Raw genomic sequence first — 17,790 nt, forward strand, 5'->3', positions numbered from 1 at the left:
ATGGCCGTGGGGCGGGCATCCGTCGTATGTGGGCAAATCATGGCAACCGGCGGTCATGAACATGGCAACGCACCCACAATAGGTGTGGTTCTTTTATCGAACAAAAGCGAACGGAATCGATCATGCACTGGCAGCGTGGCCGGATCCGTTCGGGGGAATCGATGCGTCGCACCTGGCAGTAGACGCATCGGTTGCATGCACGTATGGCATGAAAAATGGGTTTCATGTCATCGGAGCCGATGCGGTCCACGTGGATCGTGTCGAGGAAGGAAACAACATTGGCCTCCAATAGCGCAAAGTGGCCCTACAAGGCCCACAGCATCACCATTGGTCGTGGCATCGAATACGGTATGCTCGACCTGATGGGTGGCGGCTGGAACAACATCGTCTCCGGCGTCATCTTCGCATACCTCACCTTGGCGCAGGGCTTCAACCCCGCCATCGCCGGTTCCATCGCCGCGGCCGGTCGTATCGTCGACTGTATCTGGAACCTGTTCCTCGGTCTGATCACCGATAACTTCTACAAGACCAAGCTCGGCCAGAAGTTCGGCCGCCGCCACTTCTTCATGGCGCTCGGCCTGGTGCTCTTCGCCTGCGTGTTCCCGCTGTTCTGGATCAGCTCCACCAGCTGGGTCTACTACCTCGTGGTCTACGTGGCCATGGAGATCATCATCGCAATGATGATCGTGCCGTGGGAGTGCCTGCCCACCGAGATGACCCGTGACTACAAGCAGCGCACCACGCTCTCCGGCTCCCGCATGGTGATCTCCGCCACCGGTACCGCCCTCGTGTTCCTGATCCTGGCCGCGCTGAAGCAGGCCAACAACCCGAACGCCTACCTGATCGCCGGCATCGCCTGGACCGTGCTGTTCGTGATCGCCATCTTCATCTCCACCGCGTTCACCTGGGAGCGTCCGCTCACCGAGGACTTCATCAAGGAGCTCGATTCCCGTCCGAAGCAGTCCGTGGGCGAGGTGCTCAAGGAATCGCTCAAGGGCTACGCCGACACCTTCAAGAACCAGGCGTTCCGTACGCACCTGGCCGTGTACCTGCTGAGCTTCACCGGCAAGGACTTCTACTCCACCCTGCTGCCGACGTTCATCGCCTGCTGCATCTCCGGCGCCGGCGACTCCTGGCCGTGGACCTTCCAGGCCATGTCCATCCTCGGCATCCCGATGACCATCTACTGCGCCAAGCTGATGATCTCCCACGGCCCGAGGTTCCTGTTCCGCCTGAGCTACATCTCCATCCTGATCGCCATGGTCGCGTACGTGGCCGTGTGGGCCATGGGCATCCACAACCCGTTCTGGATCTTCCTGATCGTGTCGATCATCTACCAGTGCGGTCGTGCAACCCTTGAGTTCACCCCGTGGAACCTGTTCCCGTTCATGCCCGACGTGGACTACATCATGACCCGCGGCGACCGCGCCGGCCTGTACGCCTCCGTGATGACCTTCTGCCGTAAGTCCACCGGCGCCATCGCCACGTGGGTTGCCGGCATCCTGCTCGAGTTCACCGGCTACAAGGCCGACACCATGAAGAGCTTCGACACCACGCCGCACAACGTGCAGGTGGGCATCGTGCTCGTGTTCTTCCTCGGCACCTGCATCCTGATCGCCTGGGCCCTGTGGCTGAGCCGCCACATCTACTTGGATCGCGAGACCCACGGCGTGCTCAAGGCCGAGATCGAGCGCCTTGAGCAGGGCGGCGACAAGAAGGACGTCAGCGACGAGGCCCGCAAGGTGGCCGAGGAGCTCACCGGTCACCCGTACGAGAAGCTGTGGCCGGCCCTCGACAAGAACGGCCGTCCGATCGAACAGGTCTGACGCCCGCGAGACATGAGCCGCGAATGGCAGCAGTCGTTCGCGGCTCCTTTCATATGCATTCCATAGCCGAACACTCCATAACCGAATAGTCAAATAACTGAATACACAACTGAATACCGACCAAATAGAAAACCAATCGGGAACAATCGATCCCGTCAATCCGAAAGAGGCAATGCAATGGCGCAGATCATTCTGTACAACGAGAAGATCGACAAGATGGTGTTCATCCAGGCCGAGATCAACGACGGCAAGGTGACGTTCAGCGGGCTTGACCAGGCCGGCCAGCTCGACTTCGCCACGCCCGCCGACCAGATCGAGCCGACTCTGGCCGCGCTGACCGAGGCAAACACCTTCGTGCTCAACGAGGGTCTCGACGGCAAGTTCAAGTCCATGACCTACGGCGAGTGGGAGGCCCTGCGCTGCGCCCAGGCCAACGCCGGCATCAAGGCCAAGGTGGACGAGCTGTCCGCCTCCGACGAGGCCAAGGCCGAGATCAAGGGCTTCTTCGACTCCTTCACCGACTCGATGACCGTCAAGTACATCCAGGGCAAGCGCTCCTGGGGCCAGATCTACGACGAGCTCTTCGCCGACTTCTCCAAGCTCGCCAAGTAGCGAGTGGTAGGGGCTTGCGCTCCCCACGTCTTCTATCCATAGCGGCCCTGTGACGGCGTCCTCCCGATCCCGTCACAGGGCCTTTTCATTTTCCCCTCTATGCTCCCAGGCACCCCTCTCCGTGCTCCCTCTTGGGGAGGGAGCTGGCCGGCGAAGCCGGTCTGAGGGAGGGCTCCCGGCGCATCCCAGCTCACTCTTCATCCACTCCCACAAAGAGTGCGCCAAAAATCACAACATCCAACACAATCGCACTCGCCTAAAACGGCTTATTTCCAACGATTCTCATGAAAAAACGAACATGGCCTCCAGTTCACGGAACGGACCTCCCCGCAAAGAGTGCGCTGGGATTATTGCCAAACCACGTCAAATGATGGCAAATCGTTGCCAAAACACCCGCTCATCGGGGAAGATATCAATATCCGGCAATGCAGCAAGCGGTCTGTGCCGACCGCAAGTCGCCTCTCGTAGCCTAATCACCTCCGACCGTGCCGGTCAGAATATCCTTCGTCCGGGCGACTCCACTCGAATGATTGACGTTCGACAACAACAAACAGGACTTCGCGGTTTTGATCGGTTCCGTGATGTGTGTGCCATAAACCCGTCCGGCTTTTCCTTCCGCCGGACGGGTTTTTCATGTTCGGCGTCGGGTGCAAATCCGTCCTCAATTTTGGAAAACGGTGGAAAATATGGGGGATAGGTGGCGCTATAGTGACCGTGAAACTGTTGGCAACACTTGATTTTGCGAATCGGGACACAACGTTGTGATCCGCTTCACAAAAAACAGCTTCAAAAAATGGAAAACGGCGGAAAATGAAGTCCGACAAAACCGGCGTCGCCGCAGACTGGAACCATCACGTGGTCATGCCCACCGCGACAACGACATCGCATCAGGCATCCTGGCCGCGCCATCAACAACCGCGAACGATAACGAACGACGACGCATCGTCATCGCACGCGACAAGCAGCCAAGCAAAGGAGCCGTAGTGAAAATCAGCACCCTGCTCACCGGTCTGGAGAACCATGGCGATCACCTCGACGTGACCACCAACGGCGCCAAATTCCAGGTGTATCTGATCGACGAGAACATCATCCGCATCCGCAGCACGTTCAAGGACGAGTTCCCCGAGGAGCTCAACTACGCGCTCGTCAAGACCGCGTGGGCCGACGCCTCCGACGAGCTCATGGCCGGCGAGCGCACCCGCGTGGAGCCCATCGCCATCGAGCTGACCGAGCCCGAACCGGGCGTGCACGCCGCGTCCACCGGCAAATACACGCTGCGCATCCACACCGACCCGTTCGCATTCGAGATCGTGGACGAGGCCGGCAACGTGCTGCACTCCGACCTGCCCGGCCGCTCCTTCATGGAGGACAGCCTCGGCCGCCCCACCCACTACGTGAAGATGGGCGACCACAACTACTTCTACGGCTTCGGCGAGAAGAGCGGCGAGCTCAACAAGATCCGCCGTCGCATGCGCATGCACAACACCGATTCGCTCGGCTGGGACGCCTCCAAGTCGGACCCGCTGTACAAGATGATCCCGTTCTACATCAACTTCGACGCCGAACGGAAGCTCACCCACGGCCTGTTCTACAACAACTCCGCCGACTCCGTGTTCGACATGGACTGCGAGCACTCCAACTACTGGCTGCGCTACAGCTACTTCCAGGCCGAGGCCGGCGACATCGACCTGTACTTCATCGGCGGCCCGACCATCAAGGACGTGGTGGAGCACTACACCGACCTGACCGGCAAGACCGCGATGATGCCGCTCAGCTCCCTCGGCTACATGGGATCCACCATGTTCTACACCGAGCTCGACAAGGACTGCGACAAGGCTATCGAGGACTTCGTCGACACGTGCGCCAAGTACGGCATCCCCGTCGACGGCTTCTTCCTGTCGTCCGGCTACACGTCGGGCGAGGACGGCAAGCGCTACGTGTACAACTGGAACTACGATCGTTTCCCGAGCCCGTCCGGCTTCGTCGAGGCGCTCGAGGAGAAGGGCGTGCAGGTGTCGCCGAACATCAAGCCCGGCATGCTCAACACGCATTACCTGACCGACGAGTTCGAAGAGGCGCGCGCCTACGTGCGCACCGCCGACGATTCCGCCTCGCAGGTGGATCGCTACTGGGGCGGCCCCGCGCATTTCGTCGACTTCACCAGCCCGGCCGGCCGTGCCAAGTGGAGCGAGCACATGACCAAGCAGCTGCTCGATAACGGCATCCGCTGGATCTGGAACGACAACAACGAGTACGAGATCGCCGACAACGACGCCATCACCGAGGCCGAGGGTCTCAAGCGTCCGATCGGCGAGATGAAGCCGCTCATGAGCACGCTCATGGCCAAGACCGCGCACACCGCGATCGAGGCGTTCGACGCCGACGTGCGTCCGTACGTGACCAACCGTGCCGGCTACGCGGGCATCCAGCGCTACGCGCAGACCTGGTGCGGTGACAACGGCACCACGTGGACCAACCTCAAGTACAACGTGCCGACCATCCTCGGCATGGGTCTGTCCGGCGTGGCCAATCAGGGCGCCGACATCGGTGGATTCGACGGCCACGCGCCCGAGCCGGAACTGTTCGTGCGCTGGGTGCAGAACGGCGTGTTCCAGCCGCGCTTCTCCATCCACTCGTGCAACACCGACAACACGGTGACCGAGCCGTGGATGTACCCCGAGTACACGCACTACATCGCCGACGCGATCCGTCTGCGCTACCAGTTGGCGCCGTACTACTACTCGCTGCTGCATGAGGCGTCCGTCACCGGCGCGCCGATCATGCGTCCGCTCGTCTACGAGTTCCAGGACGATCCGAACACGTGGAACGAGAGCTTCGAGTTCATGATCGGCTCCTCGCTGCTCGTGGCCAACGTGCTTGACAAGGGCGCCGAGTCCATCGACGTGTACCTGCCGGCCGGCACCGACTGGTATGACTTCGAGACCCGCCAGTGGCTCGCCGGCGGCCAGACGATCACCGTGCCGGTGACGCTCGCCAGCATCCCGATGTTCCTGCGCGCCGGTTCGATCGTGCCGCAGTGCCCGGGACTGACCAACCTGCACAACCAGACGATTGACCACCTGACCCTGCTGGTCGAGCCGGGTGAGAAGACCGAGTTCGGCCTGTACGAGGACGACGGCGTGACCCGCGCCTACGAGCATGGCGACTACCTGAACACCACGGTCACCGTGAACCCGTCCGCCGACGGCGTGGACATCGACTTCGCCCGCGAGGGCGCGTTCGAGACCCGCGTGAAGACCATGGAACTCGAGGTGCTGTGCCGCCGCATCGCCCCGCTGAGCGCCGAAGTGGCCGGACGTACGATCCCGCGCTTCCTCAACTACGACAAGTTCCTCGCCGCCGACGAAGGCTGGTTCTTCGACGGACAGACCCGCAAGGCGCTGGTCCGCTACGCCAACCCGAACGGCGACTACCGCGCCAGCCTGGTCTTCAAGGCCAAGGATCTGGTCTCGATCTGAGCGGATCGGATGGAGGGGTCGGGGTCCTCGTCGGAGCGGACTTCGATCCCGCTGTGGGGATTGTGATTTCTGTCGTAGTGGGATCCCTCCCTCTGTCACGACTTTCGTCGTGACATCTCCCTCCCCTGGAGGGAGAACGAAGATGTCGGGCGTTGTGCTCCCTCCAAGGGAGGGAGCTGGCGCGCGCAGCGCGACTGAGGTAGGGATCGCATCCTCCGCGTCGCAGTCAACATCGCAATCCGCGCCACACCGCACCCGCACGCTCATCAGAATATGTGACCCGGTCGGGCGGCAGAACCGCCAAGAACGCCGCCCGCCGGGCCAGAAAATGCAGTCATACATTTAGGAGAGAGTAATGACTACGCAAACCACCGTAGGAGTCCAGCAGGACTCGAAGGCCGCCGAGCCCAAGTTCAACCTCGTGCGTTGGATGGCCGGCTACCTGGCCTTCTGGATCATCATGTCCATCGGCTTCGCCATGGTCAGCCAGGTGCTGCTGCCGCAGCGCATCAAGGACTTGGGCGCCGAAAACCCGACCGCCGTGCTCGGCACCATGACCGCCGTCGGCTCGATCGTCGCCCTCGTGGCGAACATCATCGTCGGCGCGCTGTCCGATCTGACCAAGTCGAAGTTCGGCAAGCGCACCCCGTGGCTGTTCTGGGGCGCCTGGTTCTCGCTCGGCTTCTACTTCCTCATGGGCAACATCGGCATCATCGCCGGCCTGACGCTCGTGCTGTGGCTGAGCAAGATCGGCTTCAACATGATGAACTCGCCGATCTACTCCACCGTGTCCGACCGCGTGCCCGAACAGTACCGCGGCACCATCTCGTCCGCCATCGGCTTCGGCAACACGCTGGGCCTGGCCATCGGCGCGTTCGTCGGCTCCTACTTCGTCAACTCCGTGCGCTTCGGCTTCACCATCGCCGCAATCTGCATGTTCGTGTCCGCCATGCTGTTCCTGCTCATCATCCCGCGTGAGCCGGGCAACAAGAACGAGAAGACCGAACTCAAGGAAGGCAGCGTCTGGAAGCACGTCGTCTACTCCTTCACCCCGCCGGTCAAGGGCGCGTCCGACTTCTGGAAGGCGTTCTGCTGCCGTACCTTCCTGCTGCTGGCCATCCAGATGCTCGCCGGCTACTGGCTGTACATCTGCCAGGACTACATCGGCCTCGAGAAGAACGCCGCCGCCAAGGTCGTCTCCATGATCGCCATCTTCCAGATGATCGCCTCGATCGTGGCCATGATCGTCGGTCCGCTGTCCGACCGCATCCACCGCCGCAAGCCCATGGTCGTGCTCTCCGCCTGCCTCGCCATGATCGGCTTCGCCGCCCCGATCATCATGCCGAACATCACCGGCATCTACTGCGCCGCCGTGTTCGTGGCACTCGGCCAGGGCATCTTCATGTCGATCGACCAGGCGCTGAACGTGGACGTGCTGCCCAGCAAGGAGAACGCCGGCAAGGACCTCGGCTTCATCAACGCGGCCACCACCGCCGGCCAGTCCGCGGGCATGGCGCTCACCTCCGCCATCGTGACCGCCACCGGCACCTACGACTACATCTTCCCGATCGCCATCGCGATGAGCGTACTCTCGATCATCTCGGTGCTCCTCATCAAGAAGGTCCGCTAGTCAACACCATGCGCATGGCTTCCCTCCAACCGAGGGAAGCCATCGTCGTTTTCAGGGAAAGGAGCGAACATGAACCAGCAGAATCCAACCGCGTCGCAGACTCCGTCTTCACCGACCCCGCAGACGCATCTGCAATCCCAGACCATCACGCTCAACGAGGACCGCAACGTCACGCTGTCCGCCTACCTGCAGGGCGTGGGAGGCCAGTTCCGCATCGACCGCCGACCCGCCGTGATCGTCATCCCCGGCGGCGGCTACCAGTACTGCGCCGAACCCGAGGCCGAGCCCGTCGCCCTCGCCTTCATGCGCGCCGGCTACCACGCGTTCGTGCTGCGCTACTCCGTCGCCGAACACGCCGGCTGGCCCAACCAGCTCGACGACTACGAACAGGCCATGTCACTCATCCGCGCGCACGCCGACGACTGGGGCATCATCCCCGACCGCATCGCCGTGTGCGGCTTCTCCGCCGGCGGCCACCTCGCCGGCTGCGCGGCCACCATGTCCAGCCCCGCGACCCGCCCCAACGCCGCCATCCTCGGCTACCCGGCGCTGCTCGCATCCTCCATCCGCGGCTGCGATCCCGCCGCACCCGATGTGGTCGACGCCGTCGACGTCACCACCTGCCCCTGCTTCGTCTTCGGCACGCGCGACGACGCGCTCATCTCCGTCAACAATCTCGTGTGCATGATCGAGGCGCTCGCCGACAACGGCATCTCCTTCGAATCGCACATCTACGCGTTCGGCCCGCACGGATTCGGCTCCGCATCGCCGAGCGTGACCGACGTGAGCAAACTGTCCGGCCGTGCCCGCCGCTGGCTCGACGACGCGATCGACTGGCTGAGTGAGATCTTCGGCACGCTCACATTGAACGGCATGACCGAGCCGCGCTGCCTGCCGCACGTGAGTGCCGACTACGAGCCGTCGTTCTCGCTTGACTGCACGTTTGGATACCTGCGTCAGAACGAGCAGGTGGCCGGCGTGATGAAGCCGTTCCTCGACTGGTTCGACGAGCATTACCTCGACGTGGCCGCCAGCATCGGCCCGGCCATGCTGCACATGGCCACCACGCAGGGCAAGCCCGGCTTCTACGCGCTCGGCGACGCCCGCACCATGCACGAGATCCTCGCCAACACCCCGTTCGACAGCGGGTACGCCGACGATCTCGCCGCCGCCCTCGCCGCCATCGACAAGCGCTAGCCAAGCACCCCTTCCGGCTCCCTTCTCTGAGGGGATCTAGAGGGCTGACCGAGGGGAGCGTCGGTCTCATACTGCGGGTTCGTATCGATATGCGCACAAACCCGCAGTGAACACCACCGTCCGCTGCGGGTTTGTAATGACGCATATACAAACCCGCAGCGAAAGAGACTCCACACTGCGGGTTCGTATCGATCCTTGTGCGAACCCGCAGTAAAGGCTGCTACTCACTGCGGGTTCGTAATGGTGCGTGTACAAATCCGCAGCACTCCCACCCCTCCTACATCATCGCCGACGCAGGTGCCGCTGCGATCGAATCACGCCGCACGAACTCGGACCGCATGCGGATCGGCGTCAGATCACCGTCCGACACGTGCAGCAGCCGATCAATGATGCGGTTCGCGGCCGCCGCACCCAACTCGCGTCGTGGCACGCGAATGCTCGACATCTTCGGCGTGCAGATCTCGCACTTCGGGGTGTCGTCGATGCCGACCAACGACACCTGCCACGGCACGCGCAGTCGATGCGCCTCCAGGAACAGCATGAATGCGTACGCCACGTCGTCGTTGAACGCGATCGCCGCCGTGGTCGGCCGTGCCAGATACGCGGCGAACGCCTCCTCCGATCGTTTTCCCACCGGATACGCGCACGGCGTACGACGGAATTTCAGCCCTTCGCGCTTGCACGCGGTGAGAATCGCGTTCGCGCGCAGTCCGTTCTGCCATGAACTGTCCGGACCGGGCAGATACGTGATCTGCTGATGGCCGAGCCGCTTGAGCTCGCGCACCGCGTCGGCGATGCTGTCTCCGTCGTCCGCGTACACCGACTGCACGCCGCCCACGATGCGGTTGATCACGGCCAGCGGCCGCACCTGCGCCACCTTGCGGATCGTGGCGTCCGACAGCCTCGACGCGCTCAGAATGATGCCGTCCACATGCGGGATGGTGCGTTTGATGATCGCCAGCTCGCTCGCCTTGTCCTCCTCCGTGTCGCACACCATGAGACCGAAATTGCGTTCCGCGCACTCGCGCTGGATGCTGCGCGCGAACTGCGCCGACACCGGATTCTCCAGATCGGTCACCACCAGTGCGAGCAGTCCGCGCAGATGCTCCTCCTCGCGCGGGATGATCGACTCGCTGCGGTATCCCAGCCGTTTCGCCGTTTCAAGCACGCGGCCCAGCGTCTTCACGTTCACGCGCGACGGCTGCCGGAACGCGCGCGACACCGTGGTGGGGGAGACCCCGGCCGCGGCCGCCACATCCCATATCGTCGCGGTTCTCGACTCCTGAACGCCGCTCGCATTCGCAACGTCGCTGTTCGCGTTGTCGTTCGTCACGCCATCGTTTGTCACGCCATCGTGTTCGCTATCCATACCCGACATCGTAACCAATGGGCGCAGAATTGGAAAATCATGGAAAATGAACGATGATTCGTCGGCACATGCGCCAATATGCTGTTGTAGGCCATGTACGGTCGTACCATTCAATGAGGAAGACGACAGCGCGGGAGGGAACCATGTCCGAACCGGTAGAACAGAACGACCCCGCCAAACTCACCGAACCCGTCGGCACCGTCAAACGCGACGATTCCATCGATCCCGCTCAGCCAACCGGCCCCTCCAAGCACGACGACTCCACCACCGATCTCACCGTCGGCAGTCCGCTGCTGCGCATTCTCATCTTCTCCATCCCGCTCGTGCTCGGCACGCTGTTCCAGCAGATGTACAGCTTCGCCGACGCGGTGATCGTCGGTCGACTCATCGGCGACGACGCCCTGGGCGCGGTCGGCGTCACCTACCCGCTCAACTTCCTCATCCTCGGCTTCGTGCAGGGCGCGTGCATCGGCTTCTCCATCCCCGCCGCGCAAAGCTTCGGCGCCAAGGACGAGCGCGACTTCCGACGCTTCATGTGGAACGGCGCCTGGCTCGGCGTGATCCTCTCGGTCGTGTTCACCGCCGCCATGGTCCTGCTCGCCCGACCCATGCTCGAACTCATCGGCACGCCCGCCGAACTGCTCGACATGGCCGTCGAATACATCGTCGTCATCTTCCTCGGCATCCCCACGGCCATCCTCTACAACCATTCCGCCGCCCTGCTGCGCGCTGTGGGCGACTCCAAGCACCCGTTCTACTTCCTGCTCGTCGCATGCGTGGTCAACATCGTGCTCAACTACACGTTCATCGGCGTGATCGGCATGGGCGTGATCGGCTCCGCGCTCGCCACCGTGATCGGCCAGACTCTGTCGGCCGTGCTCAACTGCTGGTGGGCGTTCGCCAGGATCGACATCTTCCAGGTGCATCGTGACGAGATGGGCTGGTCCGGCCATCACATTGGACGACTCTGCTACGTTGGCCTGCCGATGGGATTCGAATACTCGGTGTCGGCGATCGGCGCGGTGGTGATGCAGGATGCGATCAACTCGCTCGGCGCCGCCATGGTGACCGCGCAGACCGCCGGCGAGCGCATACGACAGATGTTCACGCTGCCGATGGAAAGCGTCGGCATGGCGATGGCCACGTACGCCGGACAGAACTACGGCGCCCGCCGACTCGACCGCATCAAGCTCGGTCTGCGCGACGGCGTGATCATTCAGGGCGTGTACTGCGTGATCGTATGGGTGGTGATCTTCCTGTTCAAGGCGCCGATGTGCCGGTTCGTGCTCGGCGACACCAGTGCGGCCGTGTTCGACGGCGCGGTGGAGTACCTGTTCATCATGAGCTGCTTCTTCATCATCCACGGCTCGCTGATGATCTTCCGCAACACGTTGCAGGGCATGGGCTACAGCACGCATGCGATCGTGTCTGGCGTGGGCGAGCTGATCGGTCGTTCGCTCGGTGGCTGGATCACGATCATCGGCGGCGGATACTTGGCCGTCTGCTACTCGAATCCGCTGGCCTGGGGTCTGGCGCTGCTCTACTGCATGGTGATGGTCACGGTGATCATCCGCCGCAAGCACCGCGACCCCGAATTCGCCGTCCTCGCCTAGTTTCCGGGCATAGCCAGTTCACGCTATGAAACCCCCTCAAAATCGTGAACTGGGACGCGGCGCAAAAACCGCATGATGCCAATGATCCACACCCGATTTCCAGTTCACGCTCTGATCCCCCTTCAAAATCGTGAACTGGAATCGGCTGAATTTGCCATTCCGATGCTCGCCTGGGGCAGGAATGAGGTAGGGAAGCTTCTGATTGGCGTGGCACCGGGGTCGGCTGTGTGCAGAATCCTGTCGATGCACATGGTGGTGCCGATTTCCAGCATCTCCCGCCGGGGAATGATGATGCTCGACAACGGTGGTTCGAACATCTGCGCCAGTCGCGTGCCATCAATGCCGAGCACCGACACCTGCTCCGGAATGCTCACGTCATGCTGCTTGAGGAACGCCATGAATCCCAAGGCCATTACATCGTTGTAGGAGATCACCGCCGTGGTGGGATGGTCAAGAAACCCCTGAAAGTCATGCCATCCGCCGCGGTAGGTGGGTGTTTCGCACTGCATGCGTCGCACTTTGAGCCCGTATCGTACGCAGAGCCTGGCGATGATTTGCCATCGCTGCCCCTCCTGCCACGAGAGTTTCGGTCCGCCGAGGTAGGTGATCTGCCGGTGCCGGAGGGTGACGAGCCGGCTGATCGCCTCCGTCAGACTTTCCGTCAGATCGGGCGTTACGCAGGGCAGACCTCCGACGAACCGGTTCACCACGCTGATCGGTTTGATCTGCGCCGCCTTGCGCAGCACGGTGTCGGACAGCCTTGGGGAGATCATCACCACGCCATCGGCAAGCTGCAGCGCATTGTCAAGCAGGCGTCGCTCCTGTTCGACACTTTCCTCGCTATCGCTGATGGTGACGGAAAAGCCGCGTCGGATACCGGTGGATTGCAGGGTGTGGATAGCGGTGGCGAACGCGGGATTGTTGATGTCGGGCACGATGGCCGTAATCATGCCGTGCAGTTTTTCCTCGGTGAACGCCTCGACTTTGTCCGAGCGATATCCCAATTCCTGAGCTACGAGTCGTACGCGTTGCGCGGTTTTGTAATTGACCCGGCCGGGTCGTGATAATGCGCGGGACACGGTGGCGGGGGAGACACCGGCCACAGATGCCACTTCCTCAAGTGTGACCTTTTTATGACTGTTGTGCGCCATGTCATTGCCGCCGTCATTGCGCTTGCTCATAGGCGTCAATTGTATTGACGAATCGTTGTGTGAGCGGGCTTCCGCCAAGAGGGCAGACGTCATTCATCTGATAAAAGTGTGCTACCCATCGTATATTTCCCGCAACTGCAAAACGTGGAAAGAAAATCATCTAAGTTCGCGAGTTCCTTACAGTGAGAAGCTGCATCGGCAAGGATGCCGATACCGAATAAGGAGAGAATCATGCCAACGATATCGCTGGATGCAACGAGGCTTCGTCATGTTCGCACGGTCGATCCGCTGATGGCGTCGTACAACATCGAAATGACCGAAGTAACGGGCGGCACGTTCTGGAAGCGTTACGCGCCCGGTCAGATCAGCGGTGCTGAGCCGTTCGTCCTACACGGCATGGCTGACATGCGCAACAGCATGGAACCCTATCCGCCCAAGGACCTGCGCAACGAACGATTGCTCGCGTTGGCTAAGGCGCTCGGCCCCGCATGGGTGCGCGTGTCCGGCAGCTGGGCGTCGAACACCTACTACGACTTCGACGGCACGACCGGCGGCAAGGCGCCGGAGGGCTTCTCCAGTGTGCTCACCCGCGATCAGTGGATCGGTGTGCTTGATTTTGTCAAATCGATCAACGGTCATCTGCTCGTGTCCGTGGCCAACAGTACCGGCGTGCACAACACGCCCGACGGCAGTTGGGATCCGGCGCAGGCCAAGCTGCTGTTCGACTTCAGCCGCGACTACGGCGTGCCGATCGAGGCCGCCGAGTTCATGAACGAGCCGAACATCCTCACTCCCGACAACTCCCCGGCCGATTATGGCATGGCCGAATATGCCCGGGATCAGGACGCGTTCTTCCGCTTCCTGCGCGAGAACTATCCGGACGTGTTATGTGTCGGACCGTGTGCATCCGAGATCGGCATTCCCGGTACGCCTCACAGCGTGGTCAATGCGCAGGCTAACGAGGCTGCCGGCAATACGCTCGCCGCGTTGGACTCGTTCAAGGCCGCCGATCTCATGCCGCATCTTCAGGAGCGTGCCGACGTGTTCAGTTACCACTGGTACAACGGCATCTCCGAGCGCGGCGCCAGCGTGCTCGGCCACCATTGGGATGCGTCGGAGGCAATGGGTGATGACTACCTATCCTCCGCCGAGTCTGCCTGCCGTGCCTACCTGCCGATGCGTGACGAATATTTACCGGGCGCGCCGGTGTGGATTACCGAGAGCGCCGACGCCGGTCTCGGCGGCGATACATGGGCGTCCACGTATCTCGATGTGTTCCGCACTGCCTGCGAATTGGGTTCGTTCGGCGAACTGACCAATGGTGTGATCTTCCACAACACGCTCGCTTCGTCCGACTATGGCTGGTTGGATTTCGGTGATTTTTCACCGCGACCGAACTACTGGTTCGTGCTGCTGTGGAACCGTCTGATGGGTGCGGACGTGTATCGTGCCGATGACCAGACGCACGAAGGCGTGCATGTGTACGCCCGCTCGCGCAAGGATGGTCGCGATGGCATGGCGTGGCTGATCGTCAACAATTCCAAGACCGAGGCGATCACTGTCGATGGTGTGGATGGCGGATGGCTCTATCAGCTCACCGCCGATGATCCGCATTCGCGCGACGTCCATCTCAACGGCACCGTGCTGGCACTCGGTCCGAACGACGAGCTTCCCGGACTGGATCCCGCCACCATTTCCGGCGATTTTGTCACGCTCCCTCCCGCATCCATTTCCTTCATCGTCCTCTGACGCTCCCTTTCTACGTGCTCCCTCCTCGGGAGGGAGCTGTCCGACAATCGTCGGACTGAGGGAGGGCACAGGGCACCCCCGCACGCTCCACCTAATACTTCCGCTACAACTCAACCCACTCAAAGGAGAGAAAAACCATGAGTTCCCCAACCACTACCGGAGGCACCGCCGTGCGCCCCTTCGGCATGCGAGACAAGGTCGGCTATCTGTTCGGCGACTTCGGCAACGATTTCATGTTTACGTTCGCCAGCTCGTTCCTGATGATCTTCTACACCAAGGTGATGGGCGTGCCCGGCGCCGTGGTCGGCACCCTGTTCCTGATCGCGCGAATCGTCGACGCATTCGCCGACGTCACCGTGGGCGTGCTCGTAGATAAGGCCCCAGCTACGAAGAACGGTAAGTACCGCGTGTGGATGATGCGCATGGCCGCTCCCGTGGTCATCTTCTCGTTCCTGATGTACCAGACCTTCGCCATCGGCGCATCGATGGGCGTGAAGATCGTCTACATGTACGTGACATACATCATCTGGGGAATCCTGTATTCCTCGGTGAACATTCCCTACAGCTCCATGGCGTCGCTGATCTCGCCCGAACCCGACGACCGTACCAGTCTGTCCACCTACCGTTCCGTGGGCTCCACCTGCGCCTCGCTGGTCATCGGCGTGGTCGCCCCGCTGATCATCTACTCGGCCGATGCCAACGGCAACCAGATCATCCGCGGCGGCGAGGGCACGCAGGTGTTCGCTCTGGTGTCCGGCATCTTCGCCGTGTGCGCGTTCCTGTGCTTCTTTGCCTGCTACAAGATGTGCACCGAGCGTGTGAAGCCGGAGGATCATCACTCCGATACCGTCGAAGGCGAGCGCAAGTCCACGCTGCACATGATCGGCAACGCGCTGAAGAGCCGTTCCCTGTGGGGCCTGATCCTCATGTCCCTTTCGGCTACCATCGCCATGCTGTTCCTCATGCAGATGGTCAACTACCTCTACGCCGACTACTTCCGTTCCGCCGGCATGATCTCCCTGACCGTGATGTGCGGCTCCCTGGCCATGCTCGCCTGCGCGCCGCTGGTGAAGCCGCTGGCTAAGCGTATCGGGCACAAGGGTTGCGCGGTGTGCGGCCAGCTGATCGCCTGCGCCGCCGTGATCATGCTGTTCGTGCTGCACACCGACGTGCCGATGGTGTTCACCATTGGATACGTAGTCATTTTCTTCGGCGTGGGCATGAGCAACATGGTGTGCTACGCCATGGCGACCGACACCATCGACGACATCGAGGTCACGCAGAACATGCGCGAGGATGCCACCGTGTACTCGGTGTACTCCTTCGGACGCAAGGTTGGCCAGGCCATCGCCGGCTGGATCTCCGGCAACGCGCTGACCTGGGTCGGCTACAAGGCCGGCGCCGAGGCGGTGCAGACCGATGCCGTGCGCAACAACATCTACAACTTCAGCACGGCGATCCCGGCCGCGGCGTTGGTCATCGGCGTGCTGCTGCTGATCTTCATTTACCCGCTGAACAAGAAGCGCGTCGACTCCAACGTCGCCGTTCTCAAGGCCAAGCGCGTGGCGGCCGAGGGCTGATCCCCATCTTGGCTCTCCTCTCCGAGGCTGAGTCCGTGAAGTAAACGCCAGAGGCGTTTATAGGAATCAGGCGAGCCGACAGGCAAGCAGATAAAACGCGGCCGAAGGCCGTCCTTTCTTACAGGTTGAGCTGTCGGCGTAGCCGACTGAGGGGAGTGAGCGGTCAAACCCCTATGCGGGCGCATTCTCCCCTCAGTCCGCCTCCGGCGGCCAGCTCCCCTCAAAGAGGGGAGCCAGATCTACTCGAGTCCCTTCCGTTCCTCCCTTCGGAAGGGACTTTTTTATGTTTTCAGTTCACGAAATGCAGTCCTCTCGAAATCGTGAACTGGGATTGGCGGGTCACCGCTTTTGGAACAGCCAGTTGACTATGGAGCCGGCCACCACGAGCAGCGCGCCGACCCAGAACGGCACGGACAGGCTCACATGCAGCAGTACCGCGCTCGCCGCCACCGACAGCAGTGGCGTGGCGTACGATGCGACGGCCATCGTCTCCATGCTGCCGTGCAGAATGCCGTAGCCCCAGCACGCATAGCCGCCGGCGATCGACGCGGCGGTGAGCACCACGATCAGCCAGTCGATCCAGGATGCCGCGGTCAGTTGGCCGATCAGATTTCCCATGACCGCGCCGATTCCGCGGATTCCCGCATCGCCGGCGCCTCCGCCTGTGCTGGCACTCCCGCCTCCGGTCATACCGGTATCCGTGACGAAGTGAATGATCCACAGCGCGAGCGCCACGAACGGGAAGAACACGCTCGTCCCGTCGTATCCGTTCGCCATCGACGGCGTGACCACGGCGTACACGGCCCATGCCACTGCGCCTGCGAGCGCGAGCGCGTACGGCAGGGGATTGGAGGCGATGTTGTGCGCGGCCGCATGCCAGTCCAGTCCGCTGTTGCCGCCGACCGATATGATCACGCCCGCGGTCGCCACGATTGCGCCGGGAACCGCATATCCTACCGCGTGTTTGCGGTGTGAGACGGCCGCGGCCAGCAGCACCATGAGTGTGGGCCATAGATAGTTGACCAGGCTGATTTCCACGGATTGCGCGCTTGACGCCGCCAGTCCGATGGACAGTGAGATCGCCGATTCGTAGAACACGACCAGTCCGCCGCCGACGAGCAGGTATTTCAGCGGCGCCTGTTTCAGGGGTGCCGGTCGGTGGAAGATGAGCAGCAGGATCGCGCCGCAGGTGTAGATGAGCGGCGGTCCGAGTGTGGCTCCGAACGCTTCCGATACGAGCCTGACCAGTCCCATCATGAGGCTCCATAGCAGGATCGCCATCATGCCGATCGCGGTCGCCGCGGCGGACGCGTCGGTTTTCTTCATCACCAATCTCATGCCCGTCATGCTAGCAGCGGCGGTGCGCGGGGAGCGTTCTCACGGTGATCCTTCGGTTGTTTCCATGGTCATGCGGTCATCCTCGTTTTCCCCGATCCGGTTGCACCTCTGTGCGGCCATCACCCCCGTCTGTACCCCCTATTCGCATACCTGTTTTCATAAAACCCGACCGTTTACCGTCAATCGTCGCCCGACGATGTAAATCACTGCAAACCGGAATCCGCCACGACTTGTCAAGCCACACTG

General features: G+C 61.9%; 11 protein-coding genes. 8 read left to right on the top strand and 3 right to left on the bottom strand.

Annotation, left to right across the window (positions count from 1 at the left end; all coding sequences use genetic code 11):
• Positions 1-278: 278 nt before the first annotated feature.
• The 5 genes from D2E23_RS07435 (at position 279) to D2E23_RS07455 (ending at position 8,744) form a co-directional block, all read left to right on the top strand.
• Positions 279-1,826: an MFS transporter gene (locus tag D2E23_RS07435; RefSeq protein WP_240541656.1), complete on the top strand. Its 1,548-nt coding sequence runs from the start codon at positions 279-281 to the stop codon at positions 1,824-1,826.
• Between the two features lie 177 nt (positions 1,827-2,003).
• Positions 2,004-2,438: a hypothetical protein gene (locus tag D2E23_RS07440; RefSeq protein ID WP_126030330.1), complete on the top strand. Its 435-nt coding sequence runs from the start codon at positions 2,004-2,006 to the stop codon at positions 2,436-2,438.
• Between the two features lie 983 nt (positions 2,439-3,421).
• Positions 3,422-5,917, top strand: coding sequence for a glycoside hydrolase family 31 protein (locus tag D2E23_RS07445; protein WP_126030331.1), 2,496 nt, complete (start codon positions 3,422-3,424; stop codon positions 5,915-5,917).
• Positions 5,918-6,272: 355 nt separating this feature from the next.
• Complete coding sequence (locus D2E23_RS07450) at positions 6,273-7,547, top strand: MFS transporter (RefSeq protein WP_093960772.1); 1,275 nt, start codon at positions 6,273-6,275, stop codon at positions 7,545-7,547.
• A 69-nt stretch (positions 7,548-7,616) separates the two neighbouring features.
• Complete coding sequence (locus D2E23_RS07455) at positions 7,617-8,744, top strand: alpha/beta hydrolase (protein ID WP_126030332.1); 1,128 nt, start codon at positions 7,617-7,619, stop codon at positions 8,742-8,744.
• A 277-nt stretch (positions 8,745-9,021) separates the two neighbouring features.
• Here D2E23_RS07455 and D2E23_RS07460 read toward each other — a convergent pair whose 3' ends face one another.
• Complete coding sequence (locus tag D2E23_RS07460) at positions 9,022-10,113, bottom strand: LacI family DNA-binding transcriptional regulator (RefSeq protein ID WP_164520732.1); 1,092 nt, start codon at positions 10,111-10,113, stop codon at positions 9,022-9,024.
• 143 nt (positions 10,114-10,256) lie between these two features.
• On the opposite strand from D2E23_RS07460, the gene D2E23_RS07465 reads away from it, so the two are divergent.
• On the top strand, positions 10,257-11,726 hold the full coding sequence (locus D2E23_RS07465) for an MATE family efflux transporter (RefSeq protein WP_126030334.1): 1,470 nt from the start codon (positions 10,257-10,259) through the stop codon (positions 11,724-11,726).
• Positions 11,727-11,848: 122 nt separating this feature from the next.
• Here D2E23_RS07465 and D2E23_RS07470 read toward each other — a convergent pair whose 3' ends face one another.
• Positions 11,849-12,907, bottom strand: a complete 1,059-nt coding sequence (locus D2E23_RS07470) for a LacI family DNA-binding transcriptional regulator (protein WP_164520733.1) — start codon at positions 12,905-12,907, stop codon at positions 11,849-11,851.
• Positions 12,908-13,108: 201 nt separating this feature from the next.
• Here D2E23_RS07470 and D2E23_RS07475 point away from each other — a divergent pair, with 201 nt between their 5' ends.
• The gene (locus D2E23_RS07475; RefSeq protein ID WP_126030336.1) at positions 13,109-14,626 is read left to right on the top strand and encodes a beta-glucuronidase; all 1,518 of its coding nucleotides are present in this window, start codon (positions 13,109-13,111) and stop codon (positions 14,624-14,626) included.
• A 137-nt stretch (positions 14,627-14,763) separates the two neighbouring features.
• On the top strand, positions 14,764-16,206 hold the full coding sequence (locus tag D2E23_RS07480; RefSeq protein ID WP_126030337.1) for an MFS transporter: 1,443 nt from the start codon (positions 14,764-14,766) through the stop codon (positions 16,204-16,206).
• Between the two features lie 339 nt (positions 16,207-16,545).
• On the opposite strand, the gene yddG is transcribed toward D2E23_RS07480, so the two are convergent.
• Positions 16,546-17,532, bottom strand: coding sequence for an aromatic amino acid DMT transporter YddG (gene yddG, locus D2E23_RS07485; protein WP_241227252.1), 987 nt, complete (start codon positions 17,530-17,532; stop codon positions 16,546-16,548).
• Positions 17,533-17,790 lie beyond the last annotated feature (258 nt).

The organism is Bifidobacterium callimiconis, from assembly GCF_003952005.1.
Lineage (GTDB): Bacteria > Actinomycetota > Actinomycetes > Actinomycetales > Bifidobacteriaceae > Galliscardovia > Galliscardovia callimiconis.

Excerpts from the sequence above, each read along its gene's own strand:
- D2E23_RS07455 (WP_126030332.1), top strand. The coding sequence starts at position 7,617 with ATGAACCAGCAGAATCCAACCGCGTCGCAGACTCCGTCTTCACCGACC.
- D2E23_RS07460 (WP_164520732.1), bottom strand. The coding sequence starts at position 10,113 with ATGGATAGCGAACACGATGGCGTGACAAACGATGGCGTGACGAACGAC.
- D2E23_RS07470 (WP_164520733.1), bottom strand. The coding sequence starts at position 12,907 with ATGAGCAAGCGCAATGACGGCGGCAATGACATGGCGCACAACAGTCAT.
- D2E23_RS07450 (WP_093960772.1), top strand. The coding sequence starts at position 6,273 with ATGACTACGCAAACCACCGTAGGAGTCCAGCAGGACTCGAAGGCCGCC.
- D2E23_RS07480 (WP_126030337.1), top strand. The coding sequence starts at position 14,764 with ATGAGTTCCCCAACCACTACCGGAGGCACCGCCGTGCGCCCCTTCGGC.
- D2E23_RS07440 (WP_126030330.1), top strand. The coding sequence starts at position 2,004 with ATGGCGCAGATCATTCTGTACAACGAGAAGATCGACAAGATGGTGTTC.
- D2E23_RS07465 (WP_126030334.1), top strand. The coding sequence starts at position 10,257 with ATGTCCGAACCGGTAGAACAGAACGACCCCGCCAAACTCACCGAACCC.
- yddG (WP_241227252.1), bottom strand. The coding sequence starts at position 17,532 with ATGAAGAAAACCGACGCGTCCGCCGCGGCGACCGCGATCGGCATGATG.
- D2E23_RS07475 (WP_126030336.1), top strand. The coding sequence starts at position 13,109 with ATGCCAACGATATCGCTGGATGCAACGAGGCTTCGTCATGTTCGCACG.